Below are 16,551 nucleotides of genomic sequence, written 5' to 3'. Positions count from 1 at the left end.
CATCGACGGCACCAGCGCAGGATCACACCTGCACCAATCCCGGCGTGGCCTGCCAGCGACCCGCCTTGTCGACCACCAGCACGTCCACCTCCCACTGCGGAGCCAGTTGCAGGGCGCCTTCGAAACCGGCCACGAACATCACCTTGGTCAGGGCGTCGGCCAGCGCACACGACGAGGCCGCCACGGTGACGGCGGCCAGCCCGGTGGGCGAGTAACCGGTGTGGGGGTCGAAGATGTGGTGGTGCCGGCGGTCGGCGCTGAAGGTGGTCTGGTTGTCGGCCGAGGTAGCGATGCAACGCCCCCCCAGGGCCAGCCGGGTCAGCATGGCGCTTTCGTCGCGCGGGTTGGCGATGCCCAGCACCCAGCTGCGCTGCGCATTGGGCCGGCCCAGCGCGGCCCACTCGCCGGTGTTGATCAGCGCATGCTCGATGCCGTGCTCGCGCAAGGTGGCACGCACCCGGTCGGCCGCGTAGCCCTGGGCAATGCCGTTGAGTGTGACGGCCATGCCCGGCACGCCCAGGCTGATCTGCCGCGGATCCAGCTGCAACTGGCGCCAGTCGACCTTGGCACGCGCCTCCGACACCGCCTGGGTGCTGGGCAACTGGCCCTCGCGGCCGGCCGCCTCGAAGGCCTCCCACAGAGGCTGCACCGTCACATCGAAACTGCCCTGGCTGCGCGCCGACACCTGCTGGGCCAGCTGCAGCACTTGCAGCAGGTCGGGATCGGGCTGGCGCAAACGCCCGCTGCGGTTCAGGCGGCGCAGCGCGCTGTCGGGCTGGAACAGGCTCATCTGCGATTCGATGTGGCGCAGCGTGGCCACCGCCGCGTCCAGCGCGGCTTCGGCCATCACGGCCTCGCGGTGTGCCACCCGCAGCGAGAGCACCGTGCCCAGCGCCACCATCGAGCGGTCGCGCCAGACCAGCCCCTCCAGGGCCAGGTCGCTGGCAAAGCGGCGCGGCGCCCGCCGCTCGGTGCCAAAGGCCCGGCCCAACATGCCGGTGGCCCCCAGCCCCAGGCTGGTCTGCAAGAAAACGCGCTTGTTCATGTTGTCTCCTCCTGAATCGGGATCGGTTGCAGCGGGATCACTCGGGCGCTGCCCGCCTGGCGTTGTTGCTGGATGCGCGGCACACACAGGCTGTCGCTCTCGTAGATCACCACACAGTCCAGGCACTGAAAGCACTCGTCGTAGTCCACCTGGCCCGGGCGCTCGATGGCCTGGTAGGCGCAATCGCTGCGGCAGCGCTGGCAGGGCTGGCCACACTCGCTGCGCCGGGCGATCCAGTCGAAGCGGCGCAGCCGCCCCAGCCAGACCATGCCCGCCCCCAGCGGGCACAGGTAGCGGCAGTAGCCCTTGTAGAAGAAGGCACCGAAGCCCACCAGCGCCAGTGCCCACAGCACATAGGGCCAGGCCCGCACAAAGTTCAGCGTGATGCTGGTCTTGAAAGGCTCAACCTCCACCAGGCGATCGGTCCAGGTGACCGACAGGCAGGCGCTGATCAGGATGACGATCAGCACCGCGTGCTTGACCCGCTTGAGGCGCCGGTCCCAACGCTCGGGCACCCGGCGCGCGCGCAGGCCCAGCCGACGCGCCAGCTGGCTGCTCAGGTCTTGCAAGGCGCCAAAGGGGCACAGCCAGCCGCAGAAGGTGCCGCGCCCCCACAGCACCAGGCTCACCAGCACAAAGGCCCACAGCGACACCGTCATGGGGTCGTAGAGGAAGAAGTCCAGGCTGCGTCGCGCCAGCAGCGCCTGCAGCAAGGCCGTCAGGTTGACGATGGACAGCTGCCCCTGGGCAAACCAGCCGATGAAGCCCAGGGTGAACAGCAGGTAGCCATTGCGGAACCAGCGCAGGCGCTGGGGGTGGCGGCTCAGGCGCTCGGGCCGACTCAGCACCACCGCCAGCACGGCCAGCGCCAGGGCCAGCACCGCCAGCTCCCAGGCGCCGCTGATCCAGATGCTGTGCCAGGTCTTGCTGTCGCTGGCGCCGGCCTCCACGTAGGCCTCGGGCAGGCGCACGCTGAAGTCAAAGCTGCGCCGCACCTTCTCGGGGTAGATGGCGCCCTTGCTGCGCGTGACCTGCAGGCCGAAATCGAGCGGCTGGGCCGGGTCCAGCCCGGCTGCACCGATGACGCGGAACACCCGCCACTCGGCCCCCTGCAAAGACGCCGGCAATCGAAGCTTCAGGTCCAGATCCAGATCGCGCATCTCCAGCGGCAACTTCTGCTGTTGCAGGGTCAGGCGATCGGGCACGGCACCCCGCACAAAATCTTCGCCCAGCATCGAATAGCGCCCGTCGGCCAGCAACAGCAGCGCGTGGTCGCCCGGCTCCAGGAGCCGGTTCAAGGTCTCCCAGCCCAGGGGAGGCAACAAGTTGCGCCCCACGGCCGGTACGCTGAGCCAGGCAAAGTGCAGGTCGACAAAGCGCTCATCGGGGCTGGCCAGGGCCTGCGGGTCCTGGCCCTCGCCCACGGTGCCGGCAAAGGCCTGCTCGATGTCGCGGTTGAGAAAGCGCCGGCTGGCCACCAGACCGGCCTTCTGCAGGCCAGCCCAATCAAGCGGCTGGAACACGCCGGGGCGGATGTGGGCGATCAGATCGGGGTCGCGCCCCTCGCCAAAGCCCAGGCGGGCGCGCGCCACCTTCAGTGAGGCCGACAGCAGCGACTGGTTCAGGATGCGCACCGAGGCCGTGGCCTTGGCCACCCCGTCGATGCTGACGTTGCTGCCCAACCGATCACCCCGGCCCTGCGACGCGCCGATGCGGATGTTCTGCGTCAGCGACAGGCCTTTGTACTGCTCGACAAAGGCATGCATGGGGGCCTCGCCCAGGCCGTCCAGAAACACCGGCTCGTGTTGAGACAACACGCGCACATCCATGAAGCGGCCCTTGGCATCGAGCAGCACCAGCAGGTTGAACGGGGTGCCCGAGAAGCCGGGCAAGGGCGCCAGGTCGATTGACTCGAAGGCATAGGCCACCACGGGGGTGGCGGTGGCGTCCTGTTTGAGGAGGGGCCAGACCGGCAGGTCACTGGCCTTCTCGCCGACGATGAGCGGCGAAGGAAAGGCCTTCTCCATCGCGGCCCGGTCCATCACGCCGGCCTGGGCCAGGCCAGCCAGGGCCCACAGGCACAGGGCGAGCAGCATCGCCCACCCGCCCAGGCACGCCACGCGACCCCGGGTTTTCACGGAGCGGGACGGGCCCACAGCAGCGCTTGTGACACGCGGACGACTGCAACAGTCGCGACAAGGCCATCGATTCATTCTGGTACAGCTCTCCGGGTATTCACGGAGCCCTCGCGGGGCTCGGATTCACGCTGCACCGCACCTTGCCGGCATCGTTGCAGCCCCTCACCGGTCCAGGCCTTCACCCCTGAGTGAAAGCCCCCGAAAACCCCGCACCGCAAGGGAAAAAATCCCGCATTCCTGGGTCTTGGCCCGACCGGCAATGGGGTTCTTCATTGCAGGTTTCGGGCCTGCGCCCTCCGGGTTTCCACCGAGCCCGAGGGGCTGGCCGCCAGGCCTGAAAAGACTGGTACGCATATTGCGGAGAAGGCCGCCGGGTACATGTCGTTTCACCCAGGATGAGTACAACGAGGAGATCAAGATGAAACTGAAATTGTTGGCCGCTTTGATGGCCGTGGGCATGGGCGTCGGCAACCAGGCAGCGCATGCCGTGGTGACGCAGGAGATGGTGGACAACGCCGCCACAGACACCAAAGAGGTGTTGACCTGGGGCTTGGGCACGGAAGGGCAGCGCTACTCGCCGCTCAAGCAGGTGAACACCGACACGGTGAAGCGCCTGGTGCCGGCCTGGAGCTTCTCCTTCGGGGGCGAAAAACAGCGCGGCCAGGAATCACAGCCGGTGATCCACAACGGCAAGATGTTCGTCACGGCGTCGTACTCGCGCATCTACGCGCTGGACGCCGCCACCGGCCAGAAGCTCTGGAAATACGAGCACCGCCTGCCCGAAGGCATCATGCCCTGCTGCGACGTGGTCAACCGCGGCGCCGCCCTGTTTGACAACCTGGTGATCTTTGCCACGCTGGACGCCCAACTGGTGGCCCTGAACCAGGACAGCGGCGACGTGGTCTGGAAGGAAAAGATCGACGACTACCACGCCGGCTACTCGGCCACGGCCGCCCCCATCGTGGCCAACGGCCTGCTGCTGACCGGCGTGTCGGGCGGTGAGTTCGGTGTGGTGGGCCGCGTCGAAGCGCGCGACCCCAAGACCGGTCGCCTGGTCTGGACCCGCCCCACCGTGGAAGGCCACATGGGCTACACCTACGACAAGGACGGCAAGGCCATCGAAAACGGCATCTCGGGCGAGACCAACAAAAGCTGGCCCGGCGACCTCTGGAAAACCGGCGGCGCGGCCACCTGGCTGGGCGGCACTTACGACAAGCGCACGGGCCTGGCCTACTTCGGCGCCGGCAACCCCGCGCCCTGGAACAGCCACCTGCGCAAAGGCGACAACCTGTTCTCCAGCTCCACCGTCGCCATCGACGTGAAGACCGGCCAGATCAAGTGGCACTACCAGAACACGCCGAATGACTCCTGGGACTTCGACGGGGTGAACGAGTTCATCACCTTCGACATGGACGGCAAGCGCGTGGGTGGCAAGGCCGACCGCAACGGCTACTTCTATGTGAACGACGCCACCACCGGCAAACTGATCAATGCCTTCCCCTTCGTGCGCAAGACCACCTGGGCCAACGGCATCGACCTGAAGACCGGCCGCCCGAACTTCGTGCCCGAAAACCGCCCGGGCGATCCGACCGCCGGGGCGGACGGCAAGAAGGGCAGCGCCGTGTTCGCCGCCCCAGGCTTCCTGGGCGGCAAGAACCAGATGCCCATGGCCTACAGCCCGGACACCAAGATGTTCTACGTGCCGTCCAACGAATGGGGCATGGAGATCTGGAACGAGCCCATCGCCTACAAGAAGGGCGCCGCCTACCTGGGTGCCGGCTTCACCATCAAGCCACTCAACGAGGACTACATCGGTGCCCTGCGCGCGGTGGACCCGAAGAGCGGCAAGATCGTGTGGGAAGTCAAGAACAACGCCCCGCTGTGGGGTGGCGTGATGACCACCGCCGGCAACCTGGTGTTCTGGGGCACCCCCGAAGGCTTCCTGAAGGCCGCCGATGCCAAGACCGGCAAGGTGGTGTGGCAGTTCCAGACCGGCTCGGGCGTGGTGGCCCCCCCGGTCACCTGGCAGAAGGATGGCCAGCAGTACGTGGCCGTGGTCTCGGGCTGGGGCGGCGCCGTGCCGCTGTGGGGTGGCGATGTCGCCAAGCGCGTGAACTTCCTGGAGCAAGGTGGCAGCGTGTGGGTGTTCAAGCTGTCTGACATCAAGTAAGCAGCGCTGACACCGCTTTAGCCTGCGCGCCGCGGCGGGCCCCGATCTCCGGGGCCCGCCGCGGCTTTTTTCATGGGCACACAGGCGGGACATCATCGATCCGCCTCAGAACTTCAGCACGGCCTTCACGCCCATCACCCAGTTGCGCCCCGGCGCCGGTTCGTAGAACTGGCTGTTGGCCTGGTTGACGATGAGCGAGCCCACATAGGCCCGGTCGGCCAGGTTGTCGACCCGCAGGAACTCGGTGAGCTGCCAGGCCCCCACTTGCTGGCGGGCCACCACGCGGGCATTGAGCACACCGTAGCCGCCCGCGAACGCGGTGTTGGCATCGGAGGCGGCCATGTTGCCCACCAGGCGCGCCTCGACACCGGCCTCCCAGGCCTTGTCGGGCTTTTGCCAGACCAGTTCGGTGAACAGGCTGCGCCCAGGCACGCCCGGCAGACGCCGGCCGGCGGCGATCAGCACCGGGGTGGCGGCGGCGTAGCTGGTGTAGGCCTGGTCGACCGTGGCGCTGAGAAAGCTCAGCGCGGTGTTGGAGCGCAGCTGCCACGGCAGCTCGGCCGCCAGGCTGAGTTCGAAGCCCTGGCGGCTGGTGCGCGGCGCGTTCATGAAGGCGGTGCGGCCACTGTTGCTGGCGGCGATCACGATGTCGTTGCGGGTCTTGGACGAGAACACCGCGGCCTGCCCGCGCACGCCCTGGGCCAGCTCGGTCTTCAGGCCCAGTTCGATCTGATGCGTGCTGGCCGCCTGCAGGCTGAAGTTGCCGGTGTTGGCCACGCTGGGGTTGATCAGCGCGGCCGGGGTGTAGGCCAGCTGGTTCAGCGTGGGGGTGTCAAAGCCGCTGCCATACGAGACATAGACATTGGTGTCGTCGCGCAGGTAGTGCTGCCACGACAGCATGCCGGTGGTGGCGCGGAAGCGGCTCAGGCCGGTGCCGGGCTGCTTGTTGTTGCTTTGCGAGCCCAGCTCGGTGCTGGAGTGGCGCAGGCCCGCGCTCACGGTGTCGCGCTCGCCCAGGCGCAGCTCGGCCTGCAGGTAGGTGTCGAGGTTGCTGGCGTACTGGCTCAGGTCCTGGTTGGTGGCCGTGCTGGGCTGGGCCTGGCCAGCCACGTTGTTGGCGGTCAGGCGGCGGTCGTTGTTGCGGTTGCTGTCCAGCCCGGCCACCCATTGCAGGGGCAGGCCGGCCAGTGCGGTCTTCTGCTGCCAGTGCAGGTCCAGGCCATAGAAGGTGCGGGCCAGGTTGATCACGCCGTTGTTGGCCGGTGTGAGGCCGGTGAGCGCCGAGCCGGCGAGAAACTGCTGGGTCTTGCGCTCGCCGTAGTAGGGCGAGATCACCAGGGTGTTGCTGGCATCGAAGGCGTGGGTGAGCACCATGCCGCCCTGCGTCTGGCGCATCGTCTTGCGGGTGTCATAGGCCAGGGCGAAGTTGCCGGGCTGGGTGCGGTTCTGCTGCAACTGGGCCGCGGTCAGGCCCAGCGGGTCTTGCGCGCTCAGATCGACCTGGTTGGCCACCAGCTGCACCTGGGTGCCGGTGGCCAGCGTGAAGCCCAGCTTGGCATTGGTGTTGTCACGCGTGGCCGCGCTGTGCTGGCGGTAGCCGGTGCTCTCGAGCTTGCCAGTGTTGAGCACGTAGTTGATGCCGTCCTGCTCGCCCGTGGCCTTGAGGCCGTACTTGCGCAGGCCATAGGAGCCGGTTTCGAAGTAAGGCGTGAGCTGCAGGCCGGGCTGGCCTTTTTCGGTGAAGACGCTGATCACGCCGCCCGAGGCATTGCCATACAGCACCGAGAACGGCCCGCGCAAGACCTCGATGTGGTCGGCCGAGGCCAGGTCGATGTGCGAGATCTGGCCCTGGCCGTCGGCCACCGTGCCAGGGATGCCGTCCACCAGGATGCGCAGGCCGCGCGCGCCGAAGGTGGAGTTGGCGCCAAAGCCGCGCGAGGAGATCTGCAGGTCCTGCGCGTAGTTCTGGCGGTTCAGCGCGTACAGGCCCGGCACCCGCACCAGCGACTCCGACAGGTTGGCCTGGGCCTGGCCCTCCTGGATCTGATCACGCGACACGAGGTTGACCGAGGCCGCGGTGTCCATGATCTTCTGCTCGGCGCGGCTGGCCGAGACCACCACATCGGACAGGCTTTGCGCGGCGGCGCCGCCCGCCAACAGGCAACAGCACAGGGCGGCACCGGCCGTGGCCGTGCAACGGAATCGGGAGGGCACAAGAAAATGAGGGGGCTGGCAAAGAGAGGACATGGGGTTCAGCAATCGGTGAAGGCCACGCAGCGGAGACAGCCCGCTGCATCGGAACCCAGTGTGCGCAATCGGCGCCCCCGACGCCATCGGTGAGATCTGCATTTGGGGCTCATGATTTTCATGAAACGGCCACCGCTACGGGCAAACCCGGGTGTCCATGGGCGCTAGCATCAGCGATATGCCGAACCCCGCCCCCTGCCCCGCCCGGAGCGCCCCCCCATGAGCCTGCGCCTGCAAGTGAACCTGATCATCACCGTGCTGCTGGGGCTGATGGCCTCGCTGCTGGTGGGCCTGCAGATCGACAACACCCGGCGCAGCGTGCGCGACGAGGTGGACGGTGCCAACGTGGTGGCCAGCCAGTTGCTGGGCCGGGTGAACTGGGTGTATGGCTACGGCGGCCTGGACGGCATGCGCGAGTTCCTCAATGGCGTGGGCCGGGTGCGCGCCAACGACATCCAGCTCTTCGATGCGCTGGGCCAGCAGCTGTACCGCTCGCCCCCATCCCCCTACAAGCCCGGACGCGAGGCCCCGGGCTGGTACACCCGGCTGGTGTCACCCCCCCTGGCCCCCCGAGAAATTGCCTTGCCCAGCGGCCGCATCGTGCTGTACGCCGACCCCTCGCGGGCGGTGCTGGACGGCTGGGACGACCTGCTGCCCATGCTGGGCGGGGTGCTGGCCGGCTTTGCACTGGCCAATGCCGCGGTGTGGGCCTTGATGGGCCGCGCGCTGAAGCCGCTGCAGCAGGTGGCCGAAGGCCTGCGCGCCATGGAGGGCGGCCACTATGCGATCCGCCTGCCCGAGCAAGGGGGCCGCGAGCCGCGCCTGGTGGCCCAGGCCTTCAACCGCATGGCCCAGGCAGTGCAGGACAAGGCCGAGGCCCAACGCGCCGCCCAGGAAGCGCGCCAGGCCCTGGCCGAGAGCCGCGAGCTGGCCCAACTGGTGCACGCCCGCATCGAAGAAGAGCGCGGCGCGATCGCCCGTGAGTTGCACGACGAACTGGGCCAGCAGATCACTGCCATCAAGAGCGCGGGCCTGACCATCCAGCGCCGCCTGGGGCCTGGCGATCCAGCCCTGAGCCAGTCGGCCCAGCTGGTGCTGAGCTGTGCCGACCACATCTACGAAGGCATGCATCGGCTGGTGGCCCGCCTGCGCCCCCTGGCACTCGACCCCTTCGGCCTCGGCGACGCCTTGCAAGACCTGCTGGGCGACTGGCGCCAGAGCCACCCAGGCCTGCAGTTCTCACTGCGGCTGGAGGGCCCGCTGGACAGCCTGGACGAGGCCACCGCCAGCGCCGCCTACCGCATCGTGCAGGAGGCCGTGACCAACGCCCTGCGCCACGCCCAGGCGCAGCACATCGAGGTGGCAGTGACCGTGCAGGCACAGAGCGTGCTGCTGTGGATCGCCGATGACGGGCAGGGGCAACTGGATGACCTGCACGCGCCGCGCCACTACGGCGTGGCCGGCATGCGCGAACGCGCCCAGGCCCTGGGCGGCGAGCTGGTGTATGAACAACGCCCCACGGGCGGCCTGGCCCTGCGCGCCCGGCTGCCCCGCGCGGGCCTGAAGGGAGATGGCGCGTGAGGGTGATGCTGGTGGATGACCACGCCGTGGTCCGCATGGGATTCAAGCTGCTGCTGCAGGCCGAACCCGACATCGAGGTGGTGGCCGAGGCCGACAGCGGCGAGGCGGCCTGCCAGGGCGTGGCCGCGGCCGCCCCCGACGTGGTGGTGATGGACCTGTCGATGGCCGGCATGGGCGGGCTGGAGGCCATCAAGCGGCTGCTGGCACACCTGCCGCAGCTGCGCATCCTGGCGCTGTCGGCCCATGAGGACACCAGCCACTCGCGCCGCGCCCTGCAGGCCGGGGCCCTGGGCTACCTGTCCAAGCGCAGCGCGCCCGAGGCCTTGATCGACGCCCTGCGCAGCATCGCCCGCGGCCAACGCTACCTGGATGCCGCCATTGCCCAGCGCATGGCCATGCAAGACCTGGACGGGGGCCCCCAGGGGCCCCTGGGTCAGTTGTCGGCGCGCGAGTTCGAGGTCTTCATGCAGCTCGCACGCGGCCAGTCGGTGGCCCAGATCTCGGAGGCCCTGAAGCTCAGCGCCTCCACCGTGGGCACCCACCTCTACAACGTGAAACAGAAGCTGGGCCTGGGCAACCAGGCCGAGATGACGCTGCTGGCCTTGCGCCACGGGCTGATCGACGTGGGCAGTTGACCTCACAGGCCGTCAACACGCCCCAGGGAAAGCCCCTGGCCGCCTGCTCCAGGCTGACACACCGGGAACAGGCTCGGGCAAGCCCAAGGCACACATCGGGCGGCAGATCTGTCACAGAGGGCATGCCAAGCGCCGCGGATGCGCCCGGATCCCCCGTCTTCAGGGCCTGGCACGTCTGTTGCAAAAAGTCCGGCATTCCCATACCCAGACCAGGAGACCTCCGTGACCGCACCCAGCACCCGCCGCCAGTTCATCTGCCACCTCGCCGTCGCCAGCAGCGCCCTGGGCGCCACAGCCGCCCAGGCCCAGGCCGGCGCCCATGTGGACGAAGCCAGCGACCAGGCCATGGCCTTGGGTTACAAGCACGACACCAAGCACGTCGATGCCAAGAAATACGCCCAGCACACGCCGCAGCAGCGCTGCCACAACTGCTCGTTCTACCAGGGCAAGCCCACCGACGACTGGGGTGGCTGCGCCATGTTCGGCCGCAAGCACGTGGCTGGCAACGGCTGGTGCTCGGCCTGGAACAAGGCCCCGGGCTGAAGCGCCCGCCGGGCGCCTGCCTCGGGGTTTGACGCATGGCAGGGCGGCCCGAGGCGGCCTACCATGGCCTTCACACCGGAGGAGACCCGCCATGCCCTGCGTCCGCTATGAAGCCGCCGACCCGATCTGCACCATTACCCTGAACCGCCCCGACAAGCGCAACGCCGTCGATGGCGTGGTGGCCGGCGAACTGCGCGAAGCCTTTGAACGCTTTGAGGCCGACCCCGCGCTGCGGGTGGCGGTGCTGACCGGGGCCGGCGGGCATTTCTGCGCCGGGGCCGATCTGAGTGCCGTCGGCGACCCGGCACGGCGCAACGAACTCGATCCCGAGGGCGGGGGCAGCGGGCCCATGGGCCCCACCCGCATGGCGCTGAGCAAGCCGCTGATTGCCGCGATCCAGGGCTATGCCGTGGCCGGCGGCCTGGAGCTGGCCTTGCTGGCCGATCTGCGCGTGGCCGATGAAGAGGCCACGCTGGGCGTGTTCTGCCGGCGCTGGGGCGTGCCCCTGATCGACGGCGGCACCGTGCGCCTGCCCCGCCTGGTGGGCATGGGCCGGGCGCTGGACCTGATCCTGACTGGGCGCCCCGTGGGCGCAGCCGAAGCCTTGGCCATGGGGCTGGTGAACCGCGTCACACCGCCCGGCCAGGCCCTGGCCGTGGCGCAGGCCCTGGCACTTGAGATCGCGGCCTTTCCGCAGCAATGCATGCTGGCCGACCGGTATTCGGCCTACGCCCAGTGGGATTTGCCGCTGGCCGAGGCGCTGCGCCAGGAAGGCCGCCTGGGCGTGCCCCTGGTGGCCGCCGAGGGCGAGGCGGGTGCGGCCCGGTTTGCGCAGGGGGCCGGGCGGCATGGGCGCTTTTAAAGCTTGATCAGAGGTCTTCCCGCGCGGGCTGACGCTGACTGGCTCGCTCAGGTAGAAAATCATCATTCACCTGGTGACCGCCGAGAAAAAAGCTGTCCCAGGATTGCCCCACAGGCGCCAGGATTCGCTCCTGCCCGTTGGCACGTATCGCAACCTGGCGAACACCATCAGGCAGGCGCATGTCCTGAGGCAGACGCACGACCTGGGTGCGCTTGTTGTTGATCACAATGCCGATGGTCATGCTTGCCTCCTCAAGAATGCAGATGGCTGTTGTACAGCCTTAAATGCCCCCGCCCCAAGTCGCGATGACCTCACCAGGTGTCCACAAACCGCCCCGGCTGGCGCGGCTGCTGGGTGGCCGAGGCCAGGCCGCGCAGCAGCCAGCTGCGGGTGTCGGCCGGGTCGATGACGGCGTCGATCTCGAGCGTGGCGGCCATGTTCATGGCCTCGCCGTTGGCGTACTGCTGCTCGACCAGGCGCTTGAACAAGGTCTCGCGCTCGGGGCCGGCGGGGGCGGCCTCCAGCTCTTTGCGAAAGCCCAGGCGCACGGCGCCCTCCAAGCCCATGGCGCCGAATTCGCCCGTGGGCCAGGCGACCGTGAACACCGGCGCATCAAAACCGCCCGCTGTCATGGCCTGGGCGCCCAGGCCATAGCCCTTGCGCAGCACCACGGCAAAAAACGGCACGCTGAGGTGGGCGGCCACCACGAACATGCGGCACACATGGCGCACCTGGGCCTGGGCCTCGATGTCGGGGCCGACCATGAAGCCCGGGGTGTCGGTGAGCGAGACGATGGGCAGGCCGTGCGCATTGCACAGCTGCATGAAGCGGGCTGCCTTGTCGGCCGCCTCGACATCGATGGCGCCGCCCAGGTGGCGCGGGTTGTTGGCGATCAGGCCCACGGCCCGGCCTTCGATGCGCGCCAGCGCGGTCACCATGCCGGCGCCAAAGCCGGCGCGCAGCTCCAGCAGCGAGCCTTCGTCGACCAGGCCGCGCATCACCTCGCGCACCTCGTACACGCGCAGGCGGTTCTCGGGCACGGCGTGGCGCAGCCGACGCGGGTCGGGGGCCTGCCACTCGGCCAGCGGCCCCTGGAAGTACGACAGGTATTGCCGCGCCACGGCCACGGCCTCGGCCTCGTCGCGCACCAGCACATCGATCACGCCATTGGTCGACTGCACGTCGCTGGGGCCGATCTGCTCGGGCTTGAACACGCCCAGGCCGCCGCCCTCGATCATGGCCGGCCCGCTCATGCCGATGTTGCTGGCCTCGGTGGCGATGATCACGTCGGCACAGCCCAGCAAGGCGGCATTGCCGGCGAAGCAGCGCCCGTGCACGATGCCCACCACCGGCACCTGGCCCGACAGGGCTGCAAAGCGGCTGAAGGTGTGGTTGTTGAGGCCGGCCACGATGGGCATGTCGGTGTCGCCCGGCCGCCCGCCGCCGCCTTCGGCAAACAGCACCACCGGCAGGCGCAGCTGGTGCGCCAGCGCCAGCATGCGGTCGGTCTTGTGGTGGTTGCGCATGCCCTGGGTGCCGGCCAGCACGGTGTAGTCGTAGGCCATGACCACGGCGCGCGAACGCTCGGGGCCGAACTGCGCCGCGTTGACGCTGCCGATGCCGGTCACCATGCCGTCGGCCGGGGTGTTGGCGATCAGGTCTTCGAGGCTGCGGCGCCGGGTCTGGGCGGCAATGGCCAGCGCGCCGTATTCGATGAAGCTGTCGGCATCGCACAGGTCGGCGATGTTCTCGCGCGCGGTGCGCCCGCCCTGGGCATGGCGCTTGGCCACGGCGGCCCCGCGGTTCTGGTCGAGGGTGTGGGCGTGGCGGTCGATCACGCGCTGCAGGTCGGGGCGAATGTGGTCCGGGTCCAGCGCTTGCTGCACGGCCTGGGCCTGCAGCGCGCCGACCACGGGCTCAAGCACCAGCACCGCCTGGCCGGCGCTCAGGTAGTCGCCCGGCTCGGCGGCCAGGGCCAGCACGCGGCCGGCCTGGGGGGCCTGCAACACGTGCTCCATCTTCATGGCCTCCAGCACCGCGAGCGGGGCGCCCGCCGGCAGCACATCGCCCACCGCCACATTGAACTGCACCAGACGCGCCGGCATGGGGGCGGCCACCGCGCCCTCGGGCAAAGCCGCCACAGGGGCACGTGACTCGGTGGACGCAACCTGCGGGAGGGTGGGCGCCACCGGCACGGCGGCCAGCAACTCGGGCAGCACCTGCTCCAGCCAGCGGGTGTGGATCTGCTGGCTGGCCATCTCGGGCCGGGCCGCGATCACCCGCAACAGGCCCAGGTTGGTGGCCAGGCCTTCGATGCGGCACTCGGCCAGGGCACGCTGCGAGCGCCGCAGCACATCGGCAAAGGCCGGGCTGCGCGAGCTGACGATGAGCTTGGCCAGCAGGGTGTCGTAGTGCGGCGAGGGGCTGGCGCCGGCCACACCGTGGGTGTCGATGCGGATGCCGGGCCCGGTGGGCAGCTCGAAGCGACTCAGGCAGCCGTGGCCGGGGATGGCCTGGCCGTCGGCGCTGAGGGTTTCGGCGTTGATGCGCCACTGCACGGCAAAGCCGCGTGGCTCGGGGGGGCGCAGCGAATCCAGCCCCAGCTGGGCCAGACTGCGGCCGCCGGCCAGGGCGATCTGAATCTGCACCAGATCCAGGCCAGTCACCTCTTCGGTGACGGTGTGCTCAACCTGCAACCGGGCATTGGCCTCGATGAAGACAAAGGGCAAGTCGGCCGAGGCCAGGTCGACCAGGAATTCAAAGGTGCCCAGGCCTTGGTAGCGCAGCTCGCGCGCCAGCCGCAGGGCCGACTCGGTGAGGGCGGCGCGCAGGGCCGGCGTGAGCGAGGGACTGGGCGCCACCTCGACCAGTTTCTGGAAGCGCCGCTGCACGCTGCATTCGCGCTCGCCCAGGGCCATCACCTGGTGGCCGTCGCCCAGCACCTGCACCTCGATGTGGCGGGCCCCGGTCATGAGGCGCTCCACGTACACGCCCTCGACGCCGAAGGCCGCCAGCGCCTCGGAGCGGCAACGCAGCCAGGCTTCGGGCAGCTCGTCGGGGTGCTGCACGGCCCGCATGCCGCGCCCGCCACCACCGCCCACCGCCTTGACCATCACGCCGGCGCCGTGCTGGGCGGCCATGAAGGCCTGGGCCGCTTCCAGCGTGACCGCCCCGGTGCTGCCCGGCATCAGCGGCACGCCGCCGCGTTGAGCCAGGGCACGCGCAGCGGCCTTGTCACCCAGGGTGTTCAGCGTGTCCACGCTGGGCCCGATGAAGCGCAGGCCGGCCTGGGCGCAGGCCTCGGCAAAGTCGGCGCGCTCACTGAGAAAGCCGTAGCCCGGGTGCACGGCCTGGCAGCCGGTGTCGCGCGCCACGGCGATCAGGGCCGCGGCATCAAGGTAGGCCGCCGGGCCGGTGGCGGCCAGCGCCACGGCCTGATCGGCCGCACGCACATGGGGTGCCTCGGCATCGTCGCGGGCATGCACCGCCACGCTGGCGATGCCCATCTCATGCAGGGCGCGCACGATGCGCAGGGCCACCTCACCACGGTTGGCGACCAGGACTTTGGAAAACACAGGATGGGTCACAAGGGCTCCAGACCGGTTGAAACAGAAATGCGGGACGGCACGAATGGCAATCAAGCCACGTCGCGCAGCAGGCGGCGCAGCACCTTGCCGGCCCCGGTGGCGGGCAGCGCGTCGATGAAGCGGACCTCGCGTGGGGCCTTGTAGGGGGCCATGTTGTCACGCGCCCATTGCAGCAACTCGGGCGCCTCCAGGGCGAGACCGGGCTTGCGCACGATGAAGGCCCGCACCACCTCGCCCTTGTCGGGGTCGGGCACGCCCAGCACGGCGGCCTGGGCCACTGCGGGGTGCTTGATCAGGATGGTCTCCACCTCTTCGGGAAACACGCTGTAGCCCGAGACCTTGATCATCTCCTTGAAGCGACCGATGAAGGTGAGGTAGCCCTCGGCATCGAGCCGGCCCATGTCACCCGTCCAGACCCAGCCCTGGCGCAGGGTCTTGGCGGTGGCCTCGGGCTGGTTCCAGTAGCCCTTGAAGTTGCCCGGGCTGCGCAGGGTGATCTCGCCCACTTCGCCGGGGGGCAGCGTGGCGCCGGTCTCGGGGTCGACGATGCGGATCTCGTTGCCGGGCACGGCTTTGCCGTGCGCGCCCCAGCGGATGGCGTCATGCGGCATGTAGGTGTCGACCGTGTGGGTCTCGCTCAGGCCGTAGGCGGCCTCGAAGCTGGTGCAGTTCGGGGCCAGGCCCTGCCATTGCCGTGCCAGGGCCTCGGTGAAGGTGATGCCGAAGCTGGTGACGGGGTTCATGCGCAAGGCCGAGAAATCGAGCTCGCGCACACCGGGCACCTGCATCACCGCCACGTTCATGGGGGCAATGCTGTACCACCAGCTGACGCGGTGCCGGGCCAGCGCCTGGGCCGTGGCCACGGGGTCGAAGCGCTGCAGCAGCACCGTGGTGGCCCCGGTGTAGACCGGCACGTTGATGCCCATCACCATGCCGGCGATGTGGTACAGCGGGGCAATCGCCAACAGCACGTCATTCGGGGTCACGACGTTGCAGTTGGCGGCCGCCGCGGTCTTGAACAGGGCATTGCCGTAACTCAGCATGGCCCCCTTGGGCAGGCCGGTGGTGCCCGAGGTGTAGGTCATCAGGGCTACGTCATCGAGATGGATCGTCACCGGCGCGGGCTGGCCGCCCGCATCGAGGGCCGTCTGGAAGTCTTCGCAACCCTCAGGCCGCGGCAAAGGGTTGTCGCGCAGGGCCAGCAGCTCCGGCGGCACGTCCAGGGCCGGGTCGGCGGGCAGCCAGGCAGCCTGGCGCACCATGAAGACCTGCTGCAACGCCGTCTGGGCGCGCACGCGCTCGACCACGGGCAGCAGGCTGTCGGCCGCCACGATGACCCGGGCGCGCAGGTCGTTGAGCTGGTAGCTGAGCTCGTGCTCCTTGTTGAGCGGGCCGCAGGGGCAGACGATGGCGCCGATCTTCTGGATGCCGAAGTGCGCCACCACGTACTGCGGGCAGTTGCCCAGAAACAGGGCCACCGGCTCGCCCGGCTGGACCTGCAGTGCTTGCAGGCGCGCGGCAAAGGCGTCACTGGCGCGGTCGATCTCGGCCCAACTGAGGGCGCGCCCGTACCAGAGGTAGGCCACGGCCCCGGGCCGCTCGCGCGCGTGGCAACGCAGGTGTTCGTGCAGCGGAACTTCGGCAACAGCGGCGGGCTGGGCGGTCGGGGCCATGGTGTCTCCTTGGGTGTGATGGGGCTTGCCGGGGCTTTCCTGGGAAGAAGCCGGCGCGGGCGGGCATCAG

The 16,551-nt window shown here is 69.2% G+C and carries 11 protein-coding genes; 5 read left to right on the top strand and 6 right to left on the bottom strand.

Annotated features, from left to right (window positions below; all coding sequences use genetic code 11):
• Nucleotides 1-22 precede the first annotated feature (22 nt).
• Nucleotides 23-1,045 (bottom strand): FAD:protein FMN transferase, encoded by a 1,023-nt coding sequence (locus AC07VS_RS04985; RefSeq protein ID WP_492350602.1) that lies wholly within the window; start codon nucleotides 1,043-1,045, stop codon nucleotides 23-25.
• Entirely contained in the window at nucleotides 1,042-3,141 is a 2,100-nt protein-coding gene (locus AC07VS_RS04980; RefSeq protein WP_494750338.1) for a 4Fe-4S binding protein, read from the bottom strand. Before AC07VS_RS04980 ends, AC07VS_RS04985 begins: the two co-directional genes overlap by 4 nt.
• Before the next feature lie 460 nt (nucleotides 3,142-3,601).
• Here AC07VS_RS04980 and AC07VS_RS04975 point away from each other — a divergent pair, with 460 nt between their 5' ends.
• Complete coding sequence (locus tag AC07VS_RS04975; RefSeq protein WP_492350604.1) at nucleotides 3,602-5,353, top strand: PQQ-dependent methanol/ethanol family dehydrogenase; 1,752 nt, start codon at nucleotides 3,602-3,604, stop codon at nucleotides 5,351-5,353.
• Nucleotides 5,354-5,458: 105 nt separating this feature from the next.
• Here AC07VS_RS04975 and AC07VS_RS04970 read toward each other — a convergent pair whose 3' ends face one another.
• Complete coding sequence (locus AC07VS_RS04970; RefSeq protein WP_494750337.1) at nucleotides 5,459-7,600, bottom strand: TonB-dependent receptor family protein; 2,142 nt, start codon at nucleotides 7,598-7,600, stop codon at nucleotides 5,459-5,461.
• 219 nt (nucleotides 7,601-7,819) lie between these two features.
• Here AC07VS_RS04970 and AC07VS_RS04965 point away from each other — a divergent pair, with 219 nt between their 5' ends.
• The 4 genes from AC07VS_RS04965 (at nucleotide 7,820) to AC07VS_RS04950 (ending at nucleotide 11,221) form a co-directional block, all read left to right on the top strand.
• The gene (locus tag AC07VS_RS04965) at nucleotides 7,820-9,181 is read left to right on the top strand and encodes a HAMP domain-containing sensor histidine kinase (RefSeq protein WP_494750336.1); all 1,362 of its coding nucleotides are present in this window, start codon (nucleotides 7,820-7,822) and stop codon (nucleotides 9,179-9,181) included.
• Nucleotides 9,182-9,186: 5 nt separating this feature from the next.
• Nucleotides 9,187-9,816 carry a response regulator gene (locus AC07VS_RS04960; RefSeq protein ID WP_494658066.1) on the top strand — a complete coding sequence of 210 codons (630 nt, stop codon included), beginning with the start codon at nucleotides 9,187-9,189 and terminating at the stop codon, nucleotides 9,814-9,816.
• 222 nt (nucleotides 9,817-10,038) lie between these two features.
• On the top strand, nucleotides 10,039-10,359 hold the full coding sequence (locus tag AC07VS_RS04955) for a high-potential iron-sulfur protein (protein ID WP_492349703.1): 321 nt from the start codon (nucleotides 10,039-10,041) through the stop codon (nucleotides 10,357-10,359).
• A 91-nt stretch (nucleotides 10,360-10,450) separates the two neighbouring features.
• Nucleotides 10,451-11,221: a crotonase/enoyl-CoA hydratase family protein gene (locus tag AC07VS_RS04950; RefSeq protein ID WP_494750335.1), complete on the top strand. Its 771-nt coding sequence runs from the start codon at nucleotides 10,451-10,453 to the stop codon at nucleotides 11,219-11,221.
• Between the two features lie 7 nt (nucleotides 11,222-11,228).
• On the opposite strand, the gene vapB is transcribed toward AC07VS_RS04950, so the two are convergent.
• The 3 genes from vapB to AC07VS_RS04935 all read right to left on the bottom strand — a co-directional run bounded on the left by vapB (nucleotide 11,229) and on the right by AC07VS_RS04935 (nucleotide 16,481).
• Complete coding sequence (vapB, locus tag AC07VS_RS04945; protein ID WP_492349701.1) at nucleotides 11,229-11,462, bottom strand: type II toxin-antitoxin system VapB family antitoxin; 234 nt, start codon at nucleotides 11,460-11,462, stop codon at nucleotides 11,229-11,231.
• Between the two features lie 70 nt (nucleotides 11,463-11,532).
• A complete protein-coding gene (locus AC07VS_RS04940; protein WP_494750334.1) occupies nucleotides 11,533-14,796 on the bottom strand; it encodes an acetyl-CoA carboxylase family protein in 3,264 nt (1,087 codons plus the stop codon).
• A 62-nt stretch (nucleotides 14,797-14,858) separates the two neighbouring features.
• A complete protein-coding gene (locus AC07VS_RS04935; RefSeq protein WP_494750333.1) occupies nucleotides 14,859-16,481 on the bottom strand; it encodes an AMP-binding protein in 1,623 nt (540 codons plus the stop codon).
• Nucleotides 16,482-16,551 lie beyond the last annotated feature (70 nt).

It is taken from the genome of Curvibacter sp. GW821-FHT01G03, from assembly GCF_059422285.1.
This window is presented reverse-complemented; position numbering and strand designations above follow the sequence as displayed.

Bases quoted from the DNA above. Each gene is read 5' to 3' on its own strand.
- AC07VS_RS04935 (WP_494750333.1), bottom strand. From the start codon at position 16,481: ATGGCCCCGACCGCCCAGCCCGCCGCTGTTGCCGAAGTTCCGCTGCAC.
- vapB (WP_492349701.1), bottom strand. From the start codon at position 11,462: ATGACCATCGGCATTGTGATCAACAACAAGCGCACCCAGGTCGTGCGT.
- AC07VS_RS04965 (WP_494750336.1), top strand. From the start codon at position 7,820: ATGAGCCTGCGCCTGCAAGTGAACCTGATCATCACCGTGCTGCTGGGG.
- AC07VS_RS04980 (WP_494750338.1), bottom strand. From the start codon at position 3,141: ATGCTGCTCGCCCTGTGCCTGTGGGCCCTGGCTGGCCTGGCCCAGGCC.
- AC07VS_RS04970 (WP_494750337.1), bottom strand. From the start codon at position 7,600: ATGTCCTCTCTTTGCCAGCCCCCTCATTTTCTTGTGCCCTCCCGATTC.
- AC07VS_RS04960 (WP_494658066.1), top strand. From the start codon at position 9,187: ATGCTGGTGGATGACCACGCCGTGGTCCGCATGGGATTCAAGCTGCTG.
- AC07VS_RS04985 (WP_492350602.1), bottom strand. From the start codon at position 1,045: ATGAACAAGCGCGTTTTCTTGCAGACCAGCCTGGGGCTGGGGGCCACC.
- AC07VS_RS04950 (WP_494750335.1), top strand. From the start codon at position 10,451: ATGCCCTGCGTCCGCTATGAAGCCGCCGACCCGATCTGCACCATTACC.
- AC07VS_RS04975 (WP_492350604.1), top strand. From the start codon at position 3,602: ATGAAACTGAAATTGTTGGCCGCTTTGATGGCCGTGGGCATGGGCGTC.